Source organism: Rhodococcus sp. APC 3903, assembly GCF_030407755.1.
GTDB classification, from domain to species: domain Bacteria; phylum Actinomycetota; class Actinomycetes; order Mycobacteriales; family Mycobacteriaceae; genus Rhodococcus_F; species Rhodococcus_F erythropolis.
The window spans coordinates 155,874-177,431 of sequence record NZ_JASDCV010000014.1 but is presented as its reverse complement, the minus strand read 5'-3'; the positions used below and the strand labels follow the sequence as shown (position 1 = coordinate 177,431).

Annotated in this window: 19 protein-coding genes; 11 read left to right on the top strand and 8 right to left on the bottom strand. The window is 62.3% G+C overall.

Annotated elements, in window-relative coordinates:
• Positions 1–14: 14 nt before the first annotated feature.
• Positions 15–947 carry a tyrosine-protein phosphatase gene (locus QMA15_RS20850; protein ID WP_197941714.1) on the bottom strand — a complete coding sequence of 311 codons (933 nt, stop codon included), beginning with the start codon at positions 945–947 and terminating at the stop codon, positions 15–17.
• A 250-nt stretch (positions 948–1,197) separates the two neighbouring features.
• On the opposite strand from QMA15_RS20850, the gene QMA15_RS20845 reads away from it, so the two are divergent.
• The 3 genes from QMA15_RS20845 (at position 1,198) to QMA15_RS20835 (ending at position 5,392) form a co-directional block, all read left to right on the top strand.
• Positions 1,198–2,232: an ABC transporter substrate-binding protein gene (locus QMA15_RS20845; RefSeq protein WP_290286230.1), complete on the top strand. Its 1,035-nt coding sequence runs from the start codon at positions 1,198–1,200 to the stop codon at positions 2,230–2,232.
• A 155-nt stretch (positions 2,233–2,387) separates the two neighbouring features.
• Positions 2,388–3,281 carry a phosphoribosylaminoimidazolesuccinocarboxamide synthase gene (locus QMA15_RS20840; protein WP_019747067.1) on the top strand — a complete coding sequence of 298 codons (894 nt, stop codon included), beginning with the start codon at positions 2,388–2,390 and terminating at the stop codon, positions 3,279–3,281.
• Positions 3,278–5,392 (top strand): S9 family peptidase, encoded by a 2,115-nt coding sequence (locus QMA15_RS20835; RefSeq protein WP_279163124.1) that lies wholly within the window; start codon positions 3,278–3,280, stop codon positions 5,390–5,392. Before QMA15_RS20840 ends, QMA15_RS20835 begins: the two co-directional genes overlap by 4 nt.
• Before the next feature lie 12 nt (positions 5,393–5,404).
• Here QMA15_RS20835 and QMA15_RS20830 read toward each other — a convergent pair whose 3' ends face one another.
• Positions 5,405–6,094 carry a response regulator gene (locus QMA15_RS20830; RefSeq protein ID WP_003945570.1) on the bottom strand — a complete coding sequence of 230 codons (690 nt, stop codon included), beginning with the start codon at positions 6,092–6,094 and terminating at the stop codon, positions 5,405–5,407.
• Positions 6,091–7,677: a sensor histidine kinase gene (locus QMA15_RS20825; RefSeq protein WP_019747069.1), complete on the bottom strand. Its 1,587-nt coding sequence runs from the start codon at positions 7,675–7,677 to the stop codon at positions 6,091–6,093. Before QMA15_RS20825 ends, QMA15_RS20830 begins: the two co-directional genes overlap by 4 nt.
• A 119-nt stretch (positions 7,678–7,796) precedes the next feature.
• Between QMA15_RS20825 and QMA15_RS20820 the strand changes: the two genes are divergently transcribed.
• Complete coding sequence (locus QMA15_RS20820) at positions 7,797–9,209, top strand: C4-dicarboxylate transporter DctA (RefSeq protein WP_003945501.1); 1,413 nt, start codon at positions 7,797–7,799, stop codon at positions 9,207–9,209.
• Between the two features lie 131 nt (positions 9,210–9,340).
• Here the strand turns inward: QMA15_RS20820 and QMA15_RS20815 are convergent, their stop codons facing one another.
• The 3 genes from QMA15_RS20815 to QMA15_RS20805 form a co-directional block, all read right to left on the bottom strand.
• Positions 9,341–10,564 (bottom strand): acyl-CoA dehydrogenase family protein, encoded by a 1,224-nt coding sequence (locus QMA15_RS20815; RefSeq protein WP_029254554.1) that lies wholly within the window; start codon positions 10,562–10,564, stop codon positions 9,341–9,343.
• Positions 10,561–11,838 (bottom strand): acyl-CoA dehydrogenase family protein, encoded by a 1,278-nt coding sequence (locus tag QMA15_RS20810; RefSeq protein ID WP_020968556.1) that lies wholly within the window; start codon positions 11,836–11,838, stop codon positions 10,561–10,563. Before QMA15_RS20810 ends, QMA15_RS20815 begins: the two co-directional genes overlap by 4 nt.
• Positions 11,839–11,963: 125 nt before the next feature.
• On the bottom strand, positions 11,964–12,950 hold the full coding sequence (locus QMA15_RS20805) for a sucrase ferredoxin (RefSeq protein WP_250885132.1): 987 nt from the start codon (positions 12,948–12,950) through the stop codon (positions 11,964–11,966).
• Positions 12,951–13,072: 122 nt separating this feature from the next.
• Here QMA15_RS20805 and QMA15_RS20800 point away from each other — a divergent pair, with 122 nt between their 5' ends.
• The 4 genes from QMA15_RS20800 to QMA15_RS20785 all read left to right on the top strand — a co-directional run bounded on the left by QMA15_RS20800 (position 13,073) and on the right by QMA15_RS20785 (position 16,965).
• Positions 13,073–14,011: an iron-siderophore ABC transporter substrate-binding protein gene (locus QMA15_RS20800; protein WP_020906375.1), complete on the top strand. Its 939-nt coding sequence runs from the start codon at positions 13,073–13,075 to the stop codon at positions 14,009–14,011.
• Between the two features lie 63 nt (positions 14,012–14,074).
• On the top strand, positions 14,075–14,572 hold the full coding sequence (locus tag QMA15_RS20795) for a glutathione peroxidase (protein ID WP_003945816.1): 498 nt from the start codon (positions 14,075–14,077) through the stop codon (positions 14,570–14,572).
• Between the two features lie 100 nt (positions 14,573–14,672).
• On the top strand, positions 14,673–15,377 hold the full coding sequence (locus QMA15_RS20790) for a DUF2334 domain-containing protein (protein ID WP_019747074.1): 705 nt from the start codon (positions 14,673–14,675) through the stop codon (positions 15,375–15,377).
• Positions 15,378–15,603: 226 nt separating this feature from the next.
• Positions 15,604–16,965 carry an Ig-like domain-containing protein gene (locus tag QMA15_RS20785; RefSeq protein ID WP_290286223.1) on the top strand — a complete coding sequence of 454 codons (1,362 nt, stop codon included), beginning with the start codon at positions 15,604–15,606 and terminating at the stop codon, positions 16,963–16,965.
• Positions 16,966–16,973: 8 nt separating this feature from the next.
• Here QMA15_RS20785 and QMA15_RS20780 read toward each other — a convergent pair whose 3' ends face one another.
• Positions 16,974–17,621: an MBL fold metallo-hydrolase gene (locus QMA15_RS20780; protein ID WP_029537604.1), complete on the bottom strand. Its 648-nt coding sequence runs from the start codon at positions 17,619–17,621 to the stop codon at positions 16,974–16,976.
• 165 nt (positions 17,622–17,786) lie between these two features.
• Between QMA15_RS20780 and purS the strand changes: the two genes are divergently transcribed.
• Complete coding sequence (purS, locus tag QMA15_RS20775; protein WP_003945817.1) at positions 17,787–18,026, top strand: phosphoribosylformylglycinamidine synthase subunit PurS; 240 nt, start codon at positions 17,787–17,789, stop codon at positions 18,024–18,026.
• On the top strand, positions 18,023–18,700 hold the full coding sequence (gene purQ, locus QMA15_RS20770) for a phosphoribosylformylglycinamidine synthase subunit PurQ (RefSeq protein ID WP_019747077.1): 678 nt from the start codon (positions 18,023–18,025) through the stop codon (positions 18,698–18,700). The genes purS and purQ overlap by 4 nt, the downstream gene beginning before the upstream one ends.
• An 83-nt stretch (positions 18,701–18,783) precedes the next feature.
• Here the strand turns inward: purQ and QMA15_RS20765 are convergent, their stop codons facing one another.
• Positions 18,784–20,004 (bottom strand): pyridoxal phosphate-dependent aminotransferase, encoded by a 1,221-nt coding sequence (locus QMA15_RS20765; RefSeq protein ID WP_290286219.1) that lies wholly within the window; start codon positions 20,002–20,004, stop codon positions 18,784–18,786.
• A gap of 138 nt (positions 20,005–20,142) precedes the next feature.
• On the opposite strand from QMA15_RS20765, the gene QMA15_RS20760 reads away from it, so the two are divergent.
• On the top strand, positions 20,143–21,549 hold the full coding sequence (locus tag QMA15_RS20760; protein WP_019747079.1) for a PLP-dependent aminotransferase family protein: 1,407 nt from the start codon (positions 20,143–20,145) through the stop codon (positions 21,547–21,549).
• The last annotated feature ends 9 nt before the right edge of the window (positions 21,550–21,558 follow it).

Sequence of the window (21,558 nt, the reverse complement as noted above, 5' to 3'; positions counted from 1 at the left end):
GGCAGCTGGGTCGCTCAGCCCAGCAGTTTGGCTTTGAGCGTCATGACGGTCGCCGGACTCAGACCCAAGCCCTCGGTCAGGTAACGATCGACCGACCCGTAGGTCAGGTCCAACTGGGCGAGGCCGGCATCGAGATAGCTTGCCTCGACACCCAACAGGGGCTCCATGTTGACGGCCATCTGTTCGCCCAGGCTCGCCGCGATGCCCGCGCGCGTGGCCTTCATGCCTTCGGCTGTGTATTCGTTGGTCAGCAAGTAGTCGTTCATGATCACCGAGCGGTCGACACCGGCGATGCTCAGCAGCAGAAACGACGTCCAGCCGGTGCGGTCTTTACCTGCAGTGCAATGGAAGACCTGTGCGCCTTCGGTTTCCGCGAGGCCCGTGAGCAACTGTGCGAACCCGGCTCGCTCCGTCGCTCCGGTGACGAAGGCGCGGTTCATGTCCTGCATCATCGATCGTGAGTCCTCGGGGGACTTGATCTTCGCGACCATCTCGGCGATGTTCCCGGACAGGATCGGAATGTTCTCGTACGCAACCCCGTCGGGCAGGACATCCGGCTTGCTGGCGATCTCGGGTTCCGTGCGCAGATCGTAAACCTTTGTCAGTCCCAGCTTTTCGAGAATGCTCATGTCATCGCCCTTGGGCGTGATCGCGTTCGCGCGGTAGAAGACTCCCTTGTTCACGGGCAGACCGAAAGTTCCCGAGTATCCGGCGCCGGTGCCTGCGACATCGCGGAAATTGTCGATCCCGGTCAGCCGCGGAGCATCTGGGGTTTGCTCGGCACTGCCGAAGTTGCTGGATCCGAAATCCAGTGAGCCGAACTGTGGAGCCGAGGGGGCAGGTTCGGCGTGCGCGATCGAGGCGCCGAAACCGGTGATGAGAACGCTGCTGGTCAACGCAATGGCCGCGGCAGACCGTAGCGAGCACGTGCGCGTGGATCGGGACATGTGTGAGCCCTTCGTCGAGCGGAGAGAGTGGCTGGTCGATGAGGTATCGCGAAGGCAAGGTAGCGAGTTCACGTGTCCGATTCGAGAGGAATCTTGCTTTGCTCCCTCTCAGTGGGAGGCGTGCTGCTGTGAGCGTGAGTGACTCGGGAGGCGCAGTTCATTCCTCGAGACCTGTGTTTGTGTAAAGGTCCAGTGCCCTGATATTGGTTAGCCTCACCAAATCAATTCCGGAGCAGTCCGGTGCGTTCAGATGGAGTTCAACATGCGGGTTCAAGGTCTGTCGTGGTTTCGCCGCGCAGTGGTGATCGGCGCAGCAGCTGCGCTGGCGGTCGGCGTCGCCGGCTGCAGCAACTCCGAGGAGGCGTCGTCCGAATCGTCGACGACAGCCGCGAGCTCGCAGACCCGTGTCTTCGAGGCACAGAACGGATCCATCGAGATCCCGAGCGACCCGCAGCGGATCGTGGCCTGCGGATACGCAGTTCTGCCGCTGATTCAGGCGGGAGCGAACCTGGCAGCAGTATGTGAGTGGACCCGTGAACTCGGCAACATGGACGACAAGACCAAGGCCGCTTACGAAGCTCTGCCGAAGGTCGCGCCCGACGGCAACGTCTCCCAGCTCAACTACGAGGGAATCGTCGCTGCCGAGCCCGATCTGATCATCATGGGTGTTCCCGCTCGTGTCGAAAGCCAGCTGGACATGACGCAGCTCAAGGCGGCCGCTCCCGTCGTCTTCCTGGGACCGACGGTTCCTGCTGATTGGCGAGTGCTGGGCGAGCAGTTCGCCGATGCCGCGAATGTCTCCGACACCTACGGCGAGTTCAAGGACGACTACGACGCCAAAACCGCCGAACTGGCCGCGAAGTACAAGGACAAGCTCGGCTCGTTGACCTTCGGCGGCGTGTGCAACGTCTGCAAGCCCGAGGTCGGCACCTTCTCACGCGAGTACGCGTCTTCGTACACGACCAATCTCTTCGACGGACTCGGACTGCAGTTCCCCGGCACCCCCGCCGACCCCGCCGACATCCACGTCGAACAGGTATCCATCGAGAAGATCGGCGAAAATCTCGGAAATGTCGACGTGATCGTCTACGGCCTCAACGCCGATGGCTCGATGTCTCCGCAGTTGCAGGAGCTGGTCAATTCCGAGCTGTGGAAGGAATTGCCCGCAGTGAAGGCCGGCAACGTCGTCCAGGTCCAGCATTCGTTGGCCGCGACCTATCAGACGGCTCTTCTGACGCTGGATTCGATCGACGAGGGCCTGTCGAAGCTGCCCGCAAACCAGTAGTTCATCGACTGTGACGGTGGCCTCTCGCCTGCTGGCGAGGGGCCACCTGCATATCCGGATGAGCAGGGCGGACAGCTCTCCGAACGGCGAGGACGCTTACCTGTACCGGCTACCGGGGTTCTGTACGAACTGCGAACGCCCGATAGGGTGACCGGGTGCGTCCTACACTTGATTCCTACACTCATCTGGCCGGTGGCAAGGTCCGTGACCTTTACACGATCGACGACGAGCATCTGCTGCTTGTCGCGAGTGATCGGATCTCGGCCTACGACCACGTGCTCAGCACGCCGATCCCCGACAAGGGTCGCGTGCTCACCGCGATGAGCGTGTTCTTCTTCAACGTCCTCGGTGGCACCAACCACCTGGCCGGCGAGCCCGACGACGATCGCATCCCGGAAGAGGTGCTCGGCCGCGCTCTCGTGGTGCGCTCCCTCGACATGGTTCCCGTCGAATGCGTCGTTCGTGGCTTCCTCACCGGCTCCGGCCTGGTCGACTACAACAACACCGGCGCAGTGTGCGGCGTCGCGTTGCCCGAGGGCCTCGTCGAGGCGTCGCGGCTGCCCGACCCCATCTTCACCCCGGCGTCCAAGGCAGCTCTCGGGGATCACGACGAGAACATCAGCTTCGATCAGGTAGTGGAGAAGGTCGGCCAGAAGCTGGCAGTGCAGCTTCGCGAGGACACTCTCGACGTTTATGCCCGCGCCTCCAACTTCGCGGCCGATCGCGGAATCATCCTTGCCGACACCAAGCTCGAATTCGGTCTCGACTCCGGTGGAAACCTCGTGCTCGCCGACGAGGTGCTCACCCCCGACTCGTCGCGCTACTGGCCTCTCGAAGGCTACGAAGCGGGCAAGGTGCAGCCCAGTTTCGACAAGCAGTTCGTGCGCGACTGGCTCACGAGCCCCGAATCCGGCTGGGACCGTAGCTCGGACACGACACCGCCGCCGTTGCCGCAGGAGATCGTCGACGCGACTCGGGCACGCTACATCGAGGCGTACGAGCGCATTTCCGGTCTGTCCTTCGACGATTGGGTCGGTCCCAGCGCATGAGCCTGATCCCGCCGGTCGCAAAGAAGGTCCCCGCCGAACGTACCCATCACGGACACACGTTCGTCGATGACTACGAGTGGCTGCGGGACAAGGACAACTCCGAGGTAGTCGCATACCTCGAAGCCGAAAACGCGTACACCGACGAGCAGACGGCCGCGCTCGAGCCGTTGCGCGAGAAGATCTTCCAGGAGATCAAGTCGCGGACGCAGGAAACCGACATGTCGGTGCCCACTCGCATGGGTAAGTGGTGGTACTACTCGCGCAGCGTGGAAGGCAAGTCGTACACCGTCCAGTGCCGGTGCCCCATCGCCGGTGAAGACGACTGGACTCCGCCCAACCTGACGCCCGGCGTCGAGCTGGCGGGCGAGCAGATCCTCATGGACGGCAACGTCGAAGCCGAAGGGCACGAGTTCTTTTCGCTCGGCGCGTTCTCCATCAGCGAGGACGGCACGTTGCTTGCGTACTCGGTGGACATCGTCGGCGACGAGCGGTACACCTTGCGGTTCAAGAACCTCGAGACCGGTGAGATGCTCGCCGACGAGATTCCCGATACCGCGCCTGGCGCCACCTGGGCGATCGACCACAGTCACGTCTTCTACATGACGGTCGACGATTCCTGGCGTCCGGACACCGTGTGGCGTCACAAGCTGGGAACGCCGCAGAGTCAAGATGTTTCGGTGTTCCACGAGCCCGACGAACGGTACTGGGTTTCGGTGGGGTCTACCCGCAGTGAGAAGTACCTGATGATCTGGGTCGGTTCCAAGGTGACCAGCGAAGGCTGGATGCTGGAATCGGCGAACCCGGAAGGTGACTTCCGCGTCATCATCCCGCGTCGCGAGGGCGTCGAGTACGGCGCTGAACACGCAGTGATCGGGGGAGAGGACCGCTTCCTGATCCTCCACAACGACGTCGTGGACGGAGTCAAGGCAGAGAACTTCGTGTTGGTGGAAGCTCCCGTGTCGGATCCGACGAACATGACGACGCTGATCGAGCACAGCGCAGACGTTCGTCTGGAAGAAGCCGAAGCTTTTGCCGGACACCTCGTCCTGAGCTACCGCCGCGAGGCGCTCACTCGGGTTGCCGTGTGGCCGTTGACGGATGACGGCTACGGCGAGCGTCACGAAATCGACTTCGACGAAGAACTCTTCAGCATCGGTATGGGGTCCAACCCGGAATGGGCGCAGCCCACCATCCGACTCGGCTTCACGTCGTTCATCACTCCCGGGCAGGTGTACGACTACTACGTCGCCAGTGGTGAACTGGCACTGCGCAAGTCGCAGCCCGTTCTCGGTGACTTCGATGCGAGTAATTACGAGCAGCGTCGCGACTGGGCAGTGGCCGACGACGGAACCCGCATTCCGCTCTCGATCGTGAGGCGCGTAGGTGCGCCGGAAGGTCCCGCGCCGCTGCTGTTGTACGGCTACGGTTCCTACGAGGCGAGCATCGACCCGTCGTTCTCGGTTGCCCGCTTGTCGTTGCTCGATCGCGGCGTCGTCTTCGTGGTCGCACACGTGCGCGGCGGCGGCGAGATGGGTCGTCACTGGTACGAAAACGGCAAGACGCTCACGAAGAAGAACACTTTCACCGATTTTGTCTCATGCGCAAAGCATTTGATCGACACCGGTGTCACAGCCGCTGATCGGATGGTTGCCGACGGCGGTAGTGCGGGTGGATTGCTGATGGGGGCTGTCGCCAACCTCGCCCCGGAACTGTTTGCCGGCATTCTCGCCAATGTTCCGTTTGTCGACCCGCTGACGTCGATTCTCGATCCGTCGCTGCCGTTGACGGTCATCGAGTGGGACGAATGGGGAGATCCGCTGCACAACAAGGACGTCTACGACTACATGCGCTCGTACAGCCCGTACGAGAACGTGGAAGCCAAGGACTATCCCGCCATTCTTGCGATCACGAGCATCAACGACACCCGCGTTCTGTACGTGGAGCCGGCCAAGTGGGTCGCGAAACTGCGCGCCACGAAGACCGGTGATGCTCCGCTACTCCTCAAGACCGAGATGAGCGCCGGACACGGCGGTGTCAGCGGTCGCTACGAGAAGTGGAAAGAGGTCGCGTTCGAGTTCGCCTGGGTTCTCGACACGGTTGGCGCAAACTAGCTTCTGTGTCAATCAGGTTCTGCGGTAACGAACCTGAGGGCGCCCAGCGCGCCCGTACTCGGTCTCCCGGGTGAGCATGCCGTCGTCTGCCAGCTTTTCCAGGTAGCGCCAGGCTGTCACCCGGGACACGCCGACCGATGCTGCCACCTCTGCAGCGGTCACGGGTCCCTCAGAATCCCGGACAGACGCTGCGACGAGTCCGAGTGTTTGAGACGCAAAGCCTTTCGGTGCCGCTGCTCGATCGTCGGACGTTCGTAGTGCGGACATCGCGCGGTCGATGTCGTGTTGACTGACCGCAGACTCTCCAGCGGGAAGCGCTGCACGATATTCGAGGTAGCGCTCGAGCTTGTCGCGGAATGCTGCGAAAGTGAACGGCTTGAGAAGATAGAGGACGATCCCGCGAGCCACGGCGCTTCGAACCACCTCCAGATCGCGCGCCGAGGTAACCGCGATGATGTCCGGACTGGGCCGCAACCCGCCGAGGGCGGAAGCCACGTCGAGACCGCTGGCGTCGGGCAACCCGATGTCGAGCAGGACCAGGTCGATGGGCTGGTCGGTGGCATTGGCCGCCGTAACTGCACGCACGGCGGCGTTCCCGGAATGAACCACGCCGTGGACCACGAATTCCGGCACACGCTCGACGTAGGAACGGTGTGCCTGCGCGATCAACGGTTCGTCGTCGACTATCAGTACACGGATCATCGCGGTGCTTCCGCCTCGCGCAGCGGGATACGGACAACCAGCATTGAGCCCATCGCCGGCTCGCTGGTGAGCGTGCCGCCGTGCCGTTTCACAACTTGAGAGACCAGTGCGAGACCGAGTCCGCGAGAGCCGGATTTTGTGGAGTAGCCACGGCCCTTGGCCTTTTCGAGTGCTTCGGGTGTCATTCCCGGGCCGCTGTCGGCGACGGCAACAACCATCATCGAATCCTCTTCCATTACCGTCACTTCCACCCACGGAGACTCGCTCGCGCGCGATGCGTCAATAGCATTGTCCACGAGATTGCCGACCAGCGTGACCAACTCGCGTGCATTGAGCGAAGGAACCGGACCGAGCGCGGTGTCTTCCGTGATGGTCAGGTCGACCCCGCGTTCGGTCGCTTCGCTCATTTTCCCGAGCAGTAGTGCGGCCAGCGCCGGCTCGTGGACCGCATTCATCAGACGATCGATCAGCTGTTGGGACACCCGCAATTCGTTGGTGGCGAAGGCCACTGCGTCCTCGTTTCGCCCCAACTCGACCATCGTGATGATCGTGTGCAGACGATTTGCACTCTCGTGGGCTTGCGATCGAAGCGACTCGGCAAAACTTCGTACCGAATCCAATTCCCCGAGTACGTTTTGAAGTTCGGTGTGATCGCGAATTGTCAGCACAGTGCCAATTCTGTTGCCCTCCCACTCAACCGGGTGTTGGTTGACCACCAGCACACGCTTGTCGGTGAGGTGCACTTGATCCTTCGCGGGAGAGGCGTCGTCGACCCGCATGGTCTCGGGGATGGATGAAAGTGGCACGGGCCCGTCCGGTAGATCGAGGAGGCGACGTGCTTCGTCGTTGACGATGTCCACTCTCGCGTCTTTGCTTCGGCCTTGCCCGATCACCACCAAACCCTCACCGATGCTGTGCAGTACGGCGTCGTGGTGCTCGTACATGGTGCGCAGTTCGTCCGGAGCCATTCCCAGGGTCTGTCGCCTGATGCGTCGGCTCACCAGAAGTGAACTCAGGAGGGCGGCAAGAAGACCGCCGCCGGCAACGAACAGGATGACCGGAACACTTTGGGCGAACTGCTTGCTGATCTGCTCGCGGGTGACACCGGCAGAAACCAGACCGACCAGGGTTCCGCCGGAATCGTAGACAGGAGTGACTGCGCGGATCGACGGCCCCAGCGACCCGGCGTACGTCTCCGTGAAGGTCACGCCGGCGAGTGCGCGGTCAATGTTTCCGTTGAACAGTTGACCGATCAGCTCCGGGCTCGTGTGGGTGAATCGAGTGCGATCCGGCGCCATCACCACGATGAAATCGACGCCGGTTGCCTGTCGTATTTTCTCGGTCTGTGGTTGCAGAATCGCGGTCGGGTCCGGGCTCGTCAGGGCTGCCGCCGTCGAATCCGACAGGGCGAGAGTCTGCGCTATCGAGCTCACCTGCCTGCGGATCGCGTCGTCGCTGTCTCGGCGTTCGTCGACAACTGCGAGCGCGGCCCCCACGCCGATGACCAGCGCCAACAACGCCAATTGCAGGAGCAGGATCTGCCTGGCGACGCTCATACGTCGGCCGGTCTTTCGTTCGACCATCGAGCGCCTCCTGAACGTAATGAACACAAACTTCCGGGCCCACCTGTTTGCAACAAGAATTCTCCACGACTCGAAGTGATCCCGATCACTTCACAGATATCCGATCCAAAGGACACCCCATGAGCAGCACGGCAACAGGGACAGTAGACGGTTCCCCACAGCCCGAGGGCACCAAGGCAAAGCGCGACAAGACGCATTGGCTCTACATGAGCGTCATCGTCGCGGTTATCGGCGGCATCCTCGTCGGTTGGCTCGCACCCGAGTTCGGTAAGTCCGTCGGTGTACTCGGCACGTTGTTCGTCAGCCTGATCAAGATGATGATCAGCCCGGTCATCTTCTGCACCATCGTGCTCGGCATCGGCTCGGTTCGAGCTGCGGCCAAGGTCGGCAAGGTCGGCGGCCTCGCACTCGCCTACTTCATCGGGATGTCCACCATCGCACTCGCGATCGGCCTGGGCGTCGGCAACCTGCTCAACCCGGGCAGCGGCCTGAACATCACGCCCAACGCGGCCTCCGTGGCCAAGCTTGCAGATCAGGCCCACAGCGCGGGCGGTACCTGGGACTTCATCGCGTCCATCATTCCGACGTCGATGCTGTCCTCCCTCACCGCCGGCAGCGTGCTGCAGACTCTGTTCGTCGCCCTTCTGGTCGGCTTCGCGATCCAGTCGCTCGGCAAGTCGGGTGAGCCGATTCTCAAGGCCGTCGGCTACATCCAGAAGCTCGTGTTCAAGATCCTGACGATGATTCTCTGGCTCGCCCCGATCGGTGCTTTCGGCGCCATCGCCAGCGTCGTCGGCCAGACCGGTTTGAACGCCGTCGTCCAGCTCGGAACCCTGATGATCGGCTTCTACCTGACCTGCCTGATCTTCGTCTTCGGTGTTCTCGGAACGCTGCTGCGCGCGGTCACCGGATTCAACATCTTCAAGCTGGTCAAGTACTTGGCCCGTGAGTACCTGCTCATCTTCGCCACGTCGTCCTCCGAATCGGCACTGCCGCGTCTGATCGCCAAGATGGAGCACGTCGGCGTCGAGCGCACCACGGTGGGCATCGTCGTTCCCACCGGCTACTCGTTCAACCTCGACGGCACCGCGATCTACCTGACGATGGCCTCGATCTTCATCGCCGACGCCATGGGACAGCCGCTCGCCTTCGGTGAACAGCTCTCGCTGCTGGTGTTCATGATCATCGCCTCCAAGGGCGCTGCGGGAGTCAGCGGCGCCGGTCTGGCCACGCTGGCAGGCGGACTGCAGAGCCATCGCCCCGAGCTGCTCGACGGCGTCGGACTCATCGTCGGAATCGACCGCTTCATGTCGGAAGCGCGAGCGATCACCAACTTCTCGGGCAATGCGGTCGCGACTCTCCTGGTCGGCGCGTGGACCAAGACGATCGACAAGGAACGCGTCATCGAGGTGCTCGACGGGAAGATTCCGTTCAACGAAGCCACGATGCTCGACGACGAGGACGAAGAAGAGCAGCACAAACTCGAAACGGCTCCGACCGGCACCAAGCAGTCATTTGTGAGCCATCACTAGATACTTCCGCTCTGCTGAACGTTTGACCGCACAGCAGGCGCGGAACCCGATCTACGATCAGTGATCCTGGTCGTAACGATGAAAGAGACCGCCGCACTAACCGTGCGACGGTCTCTTTCTGTTCGTGGGTGCTATGTGTACCAGGTGGGTTCGGGAATCTCGCCGGTCAGAAAACGACTACCGACTTCACGGCGCTTGTACGCGAGCGGATCGTGAAGGGTATGCGTCCGGATGTTGCGCCAGTAGATATCCAGGCCGACATCGTTGGACGTGGCTCTGGCACCGGTCAGTTCGAAGATCTTGTTGCTGATCTCCAAGGAGACGTCGGCGGCGCGAAGTTTTGCGGCCGCAATGCGTACGGCGAGGTCGCCGCGAGCCTGCTCGGTGAGGTTTTCGCGAGCGTCGTGGAGCACGGCGTCGGCCTCACGGCTGACCTGATCCACGAAGGCCTCCGCTGCCCACAGCTTCGATTGCAAGTCGCCGTAGCCCTCACGGAGGTACCACTCGTCGGTTGCGATTTCGCGGTTGTCACCGCCGTACGGCCATGGACGCGTACGGGTTCGGGTGTACTCGGCCGCAGTGTCCAGTGCGCCACGGGCGATCCCGAGGTAGAAGTTCGCGAACACGATCTCGATCGCGGGGAAGTTCAGCGTGTTGTAGACCAGAGGTTGGAATTCCTTGTCGACAAAGCCTGCCGCACTTGCCCAGTCGACCTCGACGTCGTTGATCTCGACACTGCCCGAATCGGTGAGGCGCTGCCCGAGGTTGTCCCAATCGCCGCGGAAGACTATGCCGTCCTGAGCAGTCGGCACGATAGCGAACACATGCGTCGCAGTTCCGTCGATGATTCCTTCGAGCACCGTGAGGTCGGTGACTCGTCCGCCGGTGGAAAACGACTTCACACCGTTGAATACCAGGGTGTCTCCGCGATCCACGACGGTGAGGTCGGTGTCTCGAGGGTTCACCGCGCCGCCGAAGAAGAATCGGTTGCTCGTGTACAGCTCCTCGACAGCGGAGATCTGCGGATCGGTTCCGACCAATCTGGCTGCCCATGCCCACAGGTAGTGGTACCCGAGCAGTTGCCCGATCGAGCCGTCGGCGCGCGCGATCTCCCGAACCACCTTGTAGGCGGTCTCCCATCGCTGCCCACCGCCGCCGAACTCGATCGGACCCAGCAGTGTCACCAGACCACTGTCCTTGAGCAGCTGAACTTCTCGGAACGGTGGTTCGCCGGCTCGGTCGCGGGCGAGTGCGTCGGCGGCAAGGATGTTGCTCACCTCGCGAGCGCGGTCGATCCAGCCTTCGGATGTGTCGGGAACGCCGACGAAGACTTCGGTTTCACTGGTCACGGTCATGCCTGTACATCCTTTTCGGTCGGTGCAGTCCCGATGGCCCACACGTAAATCGGTTCGGTTCCGTTGATTTCGTAGTCGCCGACAACTTTGGATTTGAAGACGACCGGATTATGACTGGCCACGGTGCGCGCGTTGCGCCAGAACCGATCGAGATCGAGGTCGCGGCTCACTCCGGAAGCGCCGAGTGCGTCGAAGATCTTGGCCGTGGCTGGAACGACGAGTCCGATCGAGGCGACCTGCCCTCGCCCCGAATCGATTTCGGCTGCGATGTTGGCGGCTTTCTCTTCCTCCGGCGAGCCGGAGAATGCGGCTTCGTATGCCCATTGGGACGACTGTGCTGCGTGCAGCGCCACGGCCTCGGCTGCAAAGGCAGCCGAGGACACCTCGCCGACAACTTGCTGGATCTGCGAATCCTGCGCGTATCTCGGAGCGTTGCCGTGACTGAAGGTTCGAGTACGAGAGGCGACTCGACGAGAGATCTCGGTTGTCGCAGCCTTGGCGATGCCGGCGAGAGTGGCGAGATGGAACAGTTGGTAGAACGCGGTCTGGTATTTGAAGCGCGTCGAGAAGTCGAAGATGTTCTCCGGCTGGACTATTGCGTTCTCGTAGACGGACGAGCCGGAGCCAGTCGTCTGCTGGCCGAACCCGTTCCAGTCGTCACTGTGTGTGACACCGGGTTGTCTCGCTTCGACTGCGGCGATCACGAATGCGCCGGTGTCGGTGCGCTGCGAGTACAGGTCGATCCAGTCGGCGAAAATGGAACCCGTGCTGTAGAACTTTGCCCCGTTCGCCAAGAAATGGTCGGAATCGGGTGCGGGCGAGACCTTGGTGTTGGCTTCGCCCAATGCAACGTCGCCGATTTCGGTCCACGCGTTGCCGACCAACTGTCCCTCCGCGAAGCGTCGGAGCCAGGTGTCGCGCTCAGGTCCGGGGTCGGCGACCAGTCGGTCTTCGACAAACGCGAAATGACCGCGCAGTGCCTGGGTGATGTTGGAATCGGCGCTCGACAACTCGACTAGTAACCGGATCAATTGCGGGATGCTCGCGCCGGATCCACCGTGTGTTGTCGGCACCCGAACGGCGCCGAAGCCTGCTTTCTTGAGTGCGTCGATCTGTTGGAAGGGAAGCACGTGATCGCGTTCGCGTTCGACGACGGCTTGTGCGATGTCCGCGAAGATCGGACGGAATTTTGCTGCCAGTGTTTCGTAGTCGACCTCACTCTTGATCGGATCTGCAGACCGGGAAACGGCATTCGGCGTCAGTGCGGTGGTCATGGGAAGAATGCAAGCTGTAATCACCAGGGGCGTCGATCCTTCATCGCGACCTGATTCGAAGTGTTGTCAGTCCGCGCAAATCTCGGTTCGATGGCCTGCCGGGCAGTTCTACCGGAATCGAGTGGTCAGTGCGATTGCTCGTGAAGGTGTTCTACGATCCATCCGTTCCATTCGACAGTTCCTCCGGAACCGCAATCGTGTCGGAACGGCTGTCCTGGAGAGCCGGGTCGAACGACCACGCGAAAGTCTCTCGCCTCCAATCGAAGATCGACAGTCGTATGTTCTCCGTCGACGCTCTCGGCGACACTCTCGAGTGCGTCCGTCGCGACGATGCCGGTAACGCGTCGGACTGCGTGTTCGGCGGCCTGAGCTGCCTGTGACAGTGCCGCTCGGCCGCGCAGGTGCAGCAGCTCCAATTCTCCGGCTTGGTATTTTTCGGCTGCATCGATCGCGGAGTTGCCGTCCAGTCGGCTGAAATAGACTGCGGCGGGCCACGCAATCATGTTGGCCGCGAATCGATCTCCGCCGATGTGACTGCATTCCCACACATCTGCGATCTGTGCCGCGTTCAGCGCCGACACGACCGGGCGACCGAGTTCCGCGCAGCACGCATCCTTCTTTCCATGTGTGCAGACTGCGAAGAGCGGTTCCGTGCGGGAGCGGCCGAAGTCGGGTTCCACTCCGGTGGCCATCGATTCGAACGGCAGTACCGACAGGTCCTCGTATCGGTCGACCGACCCTTCCCGCATCCACTGACGTGTGCCGTCCGTCCAGGCGAGTACGCACATCGGGGTGAGGACTCGGCGGTTGCGGGGCCGCCGGATCACCACGAGGCGAATACGACCCTGCGCTGCGTAGATTTTTTCGGTGAGTGCGACTGGGAGAACGTCGTCAGGAGCGGACGCCGGCCAGGGGCCGGGGTGCTCGATCAACACCCACAGATGTGTCATTCCGGCGCGACCGACCATCGGTTCGCCGGCGGTCGACGACTGCCGTGTACAGGCGTGAGGGCGTCGACTGGTTTGCGGATTGGCGACAAATTCCGGAAAGCACTGCATAGATGCCTTCCCCAGGACACCGTCGCTGCAGGTGTGGCAGGGAAGGGAAGACATGATGAGGCTCCAGTCTCGTAGGTTAGGCTCACCAGACTATTGGATGGTGAATCCTTTGCTCAGCCGTGGTGAATACGCGTGGCTGTGACGGTCGAAAGCAGTCGGTAACAGGAGTGTCGGGAATGAAACGCAGTAACTCGCGGGCGAAGTACGTGCTGGGTGGTTTTGTCCTCGCCGCCATCGTGGCAACGACAACGGCGTGTGGCAGTGACGACAAGACGGATACCGACAGTCAGTCCGCCGACACCGTGCACGCGGTCACCCATGCCCGCGGAACCACGGACGTACCGATGGATCCGCAGAGAGTTGTCGTGCTCGAGCCGGTTCAGCTCGACACGTCGGTAGCGCTGGGCGTGATTCCCGTGGGCACCGCGGTCCTCAGCGAGACGACCGGTGTTCCGGCGTACCTCGGTGAGAAGGCCGCGGAGATCGAGATGGTCGGCACCGTCGCGGCGCCGAACCTCGAGAAGATCGTCGCACTGAGCCCGGACCTGATCATCGGAACGGAATCGCGGCACGGTGATCTGTACGAGCAACTCGCTGCCATCGCGCCGACCGTCTACATGGCGACCCAGACCGATCCGTGGCAGGACAACGTCCAGTTCGTCGCAGAGGCGTTGAACAAGACCGATCAGGCAGGCGAACTGCTCGGTGACTACACGGCACGCTGCGAGGAAGTGGCGAGCAAGCACAGCACCGAGGGCAAGACCGCTCAGCTCATCCGCCCACGCGACGACGTTCTGACGCTGTACGGACCCACGTCGTTTGCCGGAAGCACTCTCGAATGCGCGGGACTCACGATTCCCGCACGCGACTGGGAGAACTCGATCTCCGTCGACCTCTCCCCGGAATTCGTCTCCGGAGCCAACGCCGACCTCATCCTGGTCACCTCCGCGAAACCGGCCGATGCCAGCACGATGCCGAAGGCCGTGGCGGACAACGCCGGATTCTTCCCGAACCCACATCTGGTCGACATGTCCTACTGGATCACGGGCGTCGGACCGCTCGGCGGCCTCACCGTTCTGGACGACCTCGATCGCATTCTCGGAGCATCGAAGTAGCAGTGGACGAGAAGTAGCAGTGGGCGAGAACTGGCAGTCGGCAAGAGTCGCTAAGTTGGACCTATGACAACTCCAGTACAGAACATCGCGATCAACACCCTCGGTGGCGTGCCCACCTCGTTGGGTGAATACGACGGCCGTGCCGTGCTCGTGGTCAACGTGGCATCCAAGTGTGGACTGACCCCGCAGTACTCGGCGCTCGAGAAGCTGGCCAGCGAGTACGCCGATCGCGGTCTGACCGTGATCGGCATCCCGTGCAACCAGTTCATGGGGCAGGAACCGGGTACCGCCGAAGAGATCGAGACGTTCTGCTCCACTACCTACGGCGTCACGTTCCCGCTCCTCGAGAAGATCGAGGTGAACGGCGAGAACCAGCATCCGCTGTACGCCGAACTCACCAAGGCTGCCGACGCCGAAGGCGCTGCGGGCGACATCCAGTGGAACTTCGAGAAGTTCTTGATCGGACCGGACGGCACCGTCGTCAACCGCTTCCGTCCGCGGACCGAGCCTGACGCTCCCGAGGTTGTCGCCGCCATCGAAGCCGCGCTTCCCAAGAATTAGTAGCCGCGCTTCCGAAGAATTAGTAGCTGTGCTGAAAACTGCCGCCGGATGATCATCCGGCGGCAGTGTGCTGTTCACCCACAGCTGCCAGTATCGGAGTATGTCCGCAGAACTGATCGTGTCGGTATCCGGAATCAGAGACGAGACATGTTATCTCGCTGCCGGATTCGCAGACGAGATGGACGCTCGGGGTGTCCGCCTGTCGCTCCTGGTGGCGCCGCGACTGAAGGACAAATATCGACTGGCCGACGACGCGGTGACGACGGCCTGGCTGCGTGAGCGTCGTGAGCACGGCGACGCCATCGTTCTGCACGGCTACGACCAGGCCGCGACCAAGCGTCGTCGAGCCGAGTTCGCCACTCTGTCGAAGCACGAAGCAAAACTGCGACTACTCGCTGCGGATCGGGTTCTCGAGCATGCAGGCCTTCGGACCCGGGTGTTCGCACCGCCGCGCTGGGTGGCGTCGCCTGGTGCCATGTCGGTGTTGCCGGAGACCGGCTTTCGGACGATGGCAGGCCTCGGCGCAGTACACGATCTGACCCGTGGAACCTTGCAGCGGGGAAGGGTTTTCGGTATCGGCGAGGGCTTCAAGGCCGAGCCGTGGTGGTGTCGCGCATTGGTTCTCGGAGCCGGGCGCGCCGCCAAGCGTGGGGGACTGGTCAGATTGTCGATTACTGCCAAGCAGTTGGGAAACGAGGGCCCACGTCAGGCTGTTCTCGACGCTGTGGACCTCGCGCTTTTTCATGAGGCCACCTCGCAGGTATACCGATGGAACTCCCCGTCGCAGGAACTCGGCGCTGCCTGAATTCGGTCATTGGCAACTATTCGATAGCTGCGAGATGGTGTCGTGTGTCCGGGTTTCCCGAGCAGGCAGACTCTTCGCATTTATCCCGTTCCTTGCAGGCAGTAGGGCCGATTAGGTCAAAGTCGCATAAAGTGGACGTTGAATTCGAGTATGGCGTCGCCCAACCTTTTCGCTGCTACAGTGCGTGCAGTTAATCTGCCGCTAGTAGACGAAGTTGAGGTTCACCATGCGCGCACGAGGGTTCTCCAAGTCGGCCGAAGGTCTTGTCGCTCTGGCTGTGGGCGCAGTCGTCTGTGCTGCAATCGTCCCGGCAGTTGCGTCTGCCGCTCCGACCGGCGTGGTTCACACGCTGCCGACGGGCGGTGTCGACGGCGGTGCGAGCGAAGGTACCCGCACCGCAACTGTCGACGACGAAGGTGAGCAACTCACACTGCGGCTTCACAAGATGAATCTGCGGGGATCCGACTTCTCGATGGCCGTACAGGAAAGCGGCGGCGAGCTGACCGATGTGGTGATCCCGGCGCCCCGTTCGTACATCGGCAGTGTGGAAGGGCAACCGGACGCAATCGTCTCGGCCATCGTCGACTCCGCCGGAACACTGCGCGGGCAGGTGATTTTCGATCGTGGTGCTTCGATCGAGTTCGTGGGATCCGACGTGGTCGGTCGCAGCACGGCGCCGATCGACGCAAAACCCAAGTGGCCGACCGCCTCTATCGCGTCGGCCTCGGCCGCAAGCGTCGGCAAGACGGTGAAGCAGTTCGTGGTGGGATTGGATCTGAGTGGCGAGTGGTACTCCGCGCACGGCGCAGGTAGTCCCGCCGTCGCTCTGGATCGGGCCGAGGAATCAATGGCCCGAACCGCTGCCATCTGGATCAGAGACGTCGGAATTCGGCCGATCCTGGGTCGGGTTGTCCTTCGGGCCGATGCCGCGAGTGACCCGTATTCGAGCAGTTGTGAAGACCTCGACCAGTTGGAAGGTCTGTGGTCCGATCAGGTCGGGACGAGCGTCGACCAGGCGACTGTCGTCTGCGCTTCCGGTGGCGGCAATGCCTACTACTCGAGGTTCGAACTCGATCACAGCTACGCGCAGGTCGGTGCCGAGCCCGATGGCAACTTCAGCCGCGTCCTCCGCCACGAGTTGGGCCACAACTTCTACGCCGACGACTATCACGGCGGCGGCGCCGAGGGATCGACCATCATGAACGGCAACGACCTCTCGCGCTTCGACGGCACCGAATTTGCTGCCATCGTCGATGCCGCCGACGTGGCCTCGGATCGACTCGACGACGTCGGTCGGTACACGGCAAGCCCGATCCCGCCGTACGCCGCACTCGACACCGCGCAGGTCCGCTCAGGTGGCACAGTCACCGTCGACGCCGTCGCGAATGATCATGACAGCAACGGAGATTCGATCAAGGTAACCGGGGTCGAGGCGACGTCACTTCTCGGTGGCACCGTAAAGCTCGAAAACGGCGAAGTGGTGTTCGAGGCCGGAACGAAGACAGGCACCGACAGGATTCTCTACACACTCACCGACGCAGCCGGTGGGACGAGCACCGGCTGGATCATCGTCGATGTGAGTGCGTGAGGACTGAATCAGGCGACTTCGACGCTCGACTCCTCACCGAGAACTCGGAACTCGGTACCGTCGGCAGCCATTTCCGAGTAGCGACCGTAGAAGATGCCTGTGGCTTCGTCGCGGATGATCGCTTGATGGATGGGAACCGCGACGCGCGGCGCTACCGCGCGAAGGTAGTCGATGGCTTCCGAGATCTTGAGCCACGGTGCGGCGGCGGGAAGGGCAAGAACGTCGACCTTCTGTTCGGGGATGTAGAGGGAATCGCCGGGATGCATGAACTGCGCCGGGTTGGTGGCGTCGCCGAGGAGGAACGCGGTGTTGTCGATCATCGGTAGGTCCGGATGGATGATCGCGTGCTCTCCGCCGGTTCCGGTCACCTCGACGTCGCCGATGCTGAACCGGTCGCCCGGCCGGACTCCCGTCCAGCGCCCACCGAGCTTCTCAGCCGTCTGCGGATCGCTGTACAGCACCGCGTCGGGGTTCGCTTCGGCCAGTTCGGGTAGCCGCGTCGGGTCGGCGTGATCGGGGTGTTGATGTGTCACGAGGATGGCGTCGAGGCCGGTGATGCCTTCGAATCCGTGCGAGAAGTTGCCGGGATCGAAGAGGATTTTCGATCCGTTCAACTCCACGAGCACACAGGAATGGCCAAAATGTGTCAGTCGCATGATTTCGAGTATGCGCCGCCCTGGAGTGACTCGCAGGCGGGTTTCGCGGGTGTTGGCCGTCACGCCCCGATCACTCGATGCGAACCATCTCGGGTGCGCCCGGTAAACTGGCCATCACCCGAGCGTTTCACTCCGGGTTCGCGCACTAGTACCGAGGAGCAGCACGTGGCCCGTGTCGTCGTCGAAGTCATGCCCAAGGCCGAGATTCTCGACCCCCAGGGACAGGCAATTGTCGGGGCACTGTCTCGCCTGGGCTTTGCAGGAGTATCCGATGTCCGTCAGGGCAAGCGGTTCGAGTTGGAGATCGACGGCAGTGTCGAAGACGCCGAACTCGAGAAGATCGCCGAAGGCCTGCTGGCCAACACGGTGATCGAGGATTGGACCGTCAGGCGAGTCGAGGCATGAGCGCACGTATCGGGGTTATCACGTTCCCGGGCACGCTCGACGACATCGATGCTGCTCGGGCCATCAACCTGGCCGGCGGTGAAGCTGTCGAACTCTGGCACGGCGACGCAGACCTCAAGGGTGTCGACGCGGTTGTCGTTCCCGGCGGATTCTCCTACGGCGACTACCTTCGTTGCGGCGCGATCGCACGTTTTGCTCCCGCGATGGGCAAGGTTGTCGAAGCAGCCAAGGGCGGCATGCCGGTCCTGGGCATCTGCAACGGTTTCCAGATCCTCTGCGAAGCAGGTTTGCTCCCCGGTGCCCTGACCCGTAACCAGGGTCTGCACTTCATCTGCCGCGACGAGTGGTTGACGGTCGAAGCCAACAACACGGCTTGGTCCTCGCGTTACGAGGCCGGCGCCCAGATCCTCATCCCGCTCAAGTCGGGTGAAGGTCGATTCCAGGCTTCCGAAAATGTTCTCGACGAACTCGAGGGTGAAGGCCGCGTCGTCTTTCGCTACTCGGAGGAGAACCCCAACGGTTCGCAGCGTCGTATCGCCGGTATCTCTTCGGCCAACGGCCGCGTCGTCGGTTTGATGCCGCACCCCGAGCACGCCACCGAGGCTCTCACCGGACCGAGTGACGACGGACTCGGCTTGTTCTACTCGGCACTCGACGCGATCGTCACTGCCTGATCGCCTGCTGATTTTCACCACTGAACGCCGACCGGAAATCCGGTCGGCGTTCAGTCGTTTGTGGGGGCGTCCCGGTTCTCGGGTTACTGGCTGTAGGAACTGAGGAAGTTGCCGAGACGCTCGAGGGCGGTCGCGAGGTCGTCGGTGTTCGGCAGGGTCACCAACCGAAAGTGGTCGGGTTCGATCCAATTGAACGCGCGGCCGTGACTGACCAGAATCTTCTCCGATTCCAGTAGATCGAGAACGAACCTCTCGTCGTCGACGATGCCGAACTTGTCGACGTCGAGCTTCGGGAACAGATACAGCGCGCCGTCGGCCTGCTGACAGCTGATCCCGTCGATGCTGTTGAGCGTGCTGTGCGCGAGATCGCGCTGTGCTGTCAGTCGACCTTGCGGGAGCAGGAGGTCCTCGATGGACTGGCGTCCGCCGAGTGCGGTCTGGATCGCGTGCTGCGCCGGCACATTGGCACACATTCGCATGTTGGCCAGCAGTTTGATGCCTTCGATGAAACTCGACGCCCGCTCGAGTGGTCCGGTGATGGCCAGCCATCCGGCTCGGAACCCGCAGACGCGGTAGGCCTTGGACAGCCCCGAGTATGTCAGACACAAAACGTCTCGCCCGGTCATCGACGCAAGGTTTGTCATGGATCGGCCGTCGTAGACGATCTTCTCGTAGATCTCGTCGGCGAAGAGCATCAGGTCATGCTTGCGGGCAATGTCGACGAAGCGTTGCAGCACCTCCGTCGAGTAGACGGCGCCCGTCGGATTGTTGGGATTGATGACGACAATCCCTCGGGTGCGCGGGGAGATCCGGGCTTCCAGATCGTCGAAGTCCGGTGCCCAGCCCTGGCTTTCATCGGTGAGGTAGTGAACCGGCGTGCCGCCGGCAAGTGAAACCGAAGCCGTCCACAAGGGGTAGTCGGGAGCGGGAATCAGGATCTCGTCCTCGGGATTGCAGAGCGCCTGCATCGTCAGCGTGATCAGTTCGGAGACGCCGTTTCCGAGATAGATCTCGTCGACGGTGACGTCGGTGATACCCCGCGTCTGGTAGTGCTGGACCACCGCGGTGCGCGCCGAATACAGTCCGCGAGAATCGCAATATCCCTGGGCGGTAGGGAGATTGCGGATCATGGCCATCATGATTTCGTCCGGTGCTTCGAATCCGAAGGGGGCCGGATTACCGACGTTGAGTCGCAGGATCGTGTGTCCCTGATCCTCGAGTTCTTCGGTCTTGTCGAGAATTCGCCCTCTGATGTCGTACCTGACATTCTCGAGCTTGCGGGCCTGATCGATGGGTGTGTTCACGCGGTTACGTACCTCTCCGGTTCGGGTAAGCGAGTTGTGTTTCAGATGAGAAGGGCGCCTCAGGGTTCGGTCTGGAAACGGACATTGATTCGCGATAGCGCTAGCGGCGAGAGGGGAGTAGCGCTACTATGATTCGACATGTCCAATGATAGCAGTTCGAGGATTGTCGCAGCCTTGCGCGAATGGATCGCGACGGCACCTCCAGGCGCGAAGCTTCCGTCCACTCGGTCGCTCGTGAGCCTGCACGGGGCGAGCCCGGTCACCGTGCAGAAGGCGCTGCGAACGCTGGTATCTCAGGGGGTTGTGGAGGCTCGTCCCGGTGTGGGGACCTTCGTACGCGCCGCACGCGTCGTGCGACCCAACGATTACGGTTGGCAGACCGCGGCGCTCGGATCGCCGAACTATCGTCTGCAGCTGCCTATTGCGCTGCAGTCCACCTCCAACGACGTGATCGCACTGCATTCCGGCTATCCGGCCCGAGAGCTGTTGCCCGAAGGGCTGGTTCGTGCAGCATTCACCAGAGCGACGCGAACCGACGCCGTGTTCAATCGGCCCCTCGCTGCCGGGCTTCCGGAACTGCAGTCCTGGTTTGCCTCCGAATTGGGTTCCGCAACTCCTGCCGGGATCACTCCGCCGGGGCCGAACGACGTGGTTGTACTTCCCGGCAGTCAGGGTGGGCTTGCGACGTCCTTCCGTGCGCTGGTGGGGGAGGGGCGTCCGTTGCTCATGGAATCGCCGACCTACTGGGGTGCGATCCTGGCTGCCGCCCAGGCCGGAGTCACGGTCATTCCGATCTCCAGCGGCGCCAACGGCCCTGATCCCGAAGAGCTTTCGCGTGCATTCGAACAGACCGGTGCCCGGGCGTTCTACGCACAACCGAGCTTCGCGAGCCCGACGGGAGCACTGTGGTCGCCGTCGTTGGCTGACAAGGTTCTCGACACCGTCCGTCGGCACGGCGCCTTCCTCATCGAGGACAGTTCGGCGCTCGACTTCGGAATCACCGCAGATCCCAGCCCCATTGCTGCACGCGACGACAGCGGACACGTCGTTTACCTTCGTGCACTGACCAAGAGCGTGTCGCCATCGGTGCGAGTTGCCGGATTGATCGCCCGAGGCCCGGCCTACGAGCGGATTCTTGCTGATACACAGGCAGATTCGATGTATGTCAGTGGGATGCTGCAAGCGGTAGCGCTCGACGTCGTGACTCAGCCGGCCTGGCGCACGCACTTGCGCCGGCTTCGTCACCAACTCGAGGCCAGACGCGACCTCCTCGTGTCGAGTCTGCGCGAGCATGCGCCGGACGCTCACCTCGACGCTGTACCGCAAGGCGGACTCAACCTCTGGCTTCGGCTCCCGGACACCACGAATCTCGAACGTGTCGTGCAGGACTGCCGGTCGGCCGGCGTCATCGTCGGGGCCGGTGACGATTGGTTCCCGGCAGAACCGACCGGAAAGTTCTTGCGGCTCAACTACGCCGGACCGAACCCGGGTGAGTTCCCCGACGCCGCCCGCATCATCGGCCGAGCAATCACACAACATATGTAGAACTTCACC

Excerpts from the sequence above, each read along its gene's own strand:
- QMA15_RS20790 (WP_019747074.1), top strand. The coding sequence starts at position 14,673 with ATGTCCGCAGAACTGATCGTGTCGGTATCCGGAATCAGAGACGAGACA.
- QMA15_RS20780 (WP_029537604.1), bottom strand. The coding sequence starts at position 17,621 with ATGCGACTGACACATTTTGGCCATTCCTGTGTGCTCGTGGAGTTGAAC.
- QMA15_RS20805 (WP_250885132.1), bottom strand. The coding sequence starts at position 12,950 with ATGTCTTCCCTTCCCTGCCACACCTGCAGCGACGGTGTCCTGGGGAAG.
- QMA15_RS20760 (WP_019747079.1), top strand. The coding sequence starts at position 20,143 with ATGTCCAATGATAGCAGTTCGAGGATTGTCGCAGCCTTGCGCGAATGG.
- QMA15_RS20810 (WP_020968556.1), bottom strand. The coding sequence starts at position 11,838 with ATGACCACCGCACTGACGCCGAATGCCGTTTCCCGGTCTGCAGATCCG.
- QMA15_RS20850 (WP_197941714.1), bottom strand. The coding sequence starts at position 947 with ATGTCCCGATCCACGCGCACGTGCTCGCTACGGTCTGCCGCGGCCATT.
- QMA15_RS20820 (WP_003945501.1), top strand. The coding sequence starts at position 7,797 with ATGAGCAGCACGGCAACAGGGACAGTAGACGGTTCCCCACAGCCCGAG.
- QMA15_RS20830 (WP_003945570.1), bottom strand. The coding sequence starts at position 6,094 with ATGATCCGTGTACTGATAGTCGACGACGAACCGTTGATCGCGCAGGCA.
- QMA15_RS20785 (WP_290286223.1), top strand. The coding sequence starts at position 15,604 with ATGCGCGCACGAGGGTTCTCCAAGTCGGCCGAAGGTCTTGTCGCTCTG.
- QMA15_RS20800 (WP_020906375.1), top strand. The coding sequence starts at position 13,073 with ATGAAACGCAGTAACTCGCGGGCGAAGTACGTGCTGGGTGGTTTTGTC.
- QMA15_RS20795 (WP_003945816.1), top strand. The coding sequence starts at position 14,075 with ATGACAACTCCAGTACAGAACATCGCGATCAACACCCTCGGTGGCGTG.
- QMA15_RS20825 (WP_019747069.1), bottom strand. The coding sequence starts at position 7,677 with ATGGTCGAACGAAAGACCGGCCGACGTATGAGCGTCGCCAGGCAGATC.
- QMA15_RS20835 (WP_279163124.1), top strand. The coding sequence starts at position 3,278 with ATGAGCCTGATCCCGCCGGTCGCAAAGAAGGTCCCCGCCGAACGTACC.
- QMA15_RS20815 (WP_029254554.1), bottom strand. The coding sequence starts at position 10,564 with ATGACCGTGACCAGTGAAACCGAAGTCTTCGTCGGCGTTCCCGACACA.
- QMA15_RS20845 (WP_290286230.1), top strand. The coding sequence starts at position 1,198 with ATGGAGTTCAACATGCGGGTTCAAGGTCTGTCGTGGTTTCGCCGCGCA.
- purQ (WP_019747077.1), top strand. The coding sequence starts at position 18,023 with ATGAGCGCACGTATCGGGGTTATCACGTTCCCGGGCACGCTCGACGAC.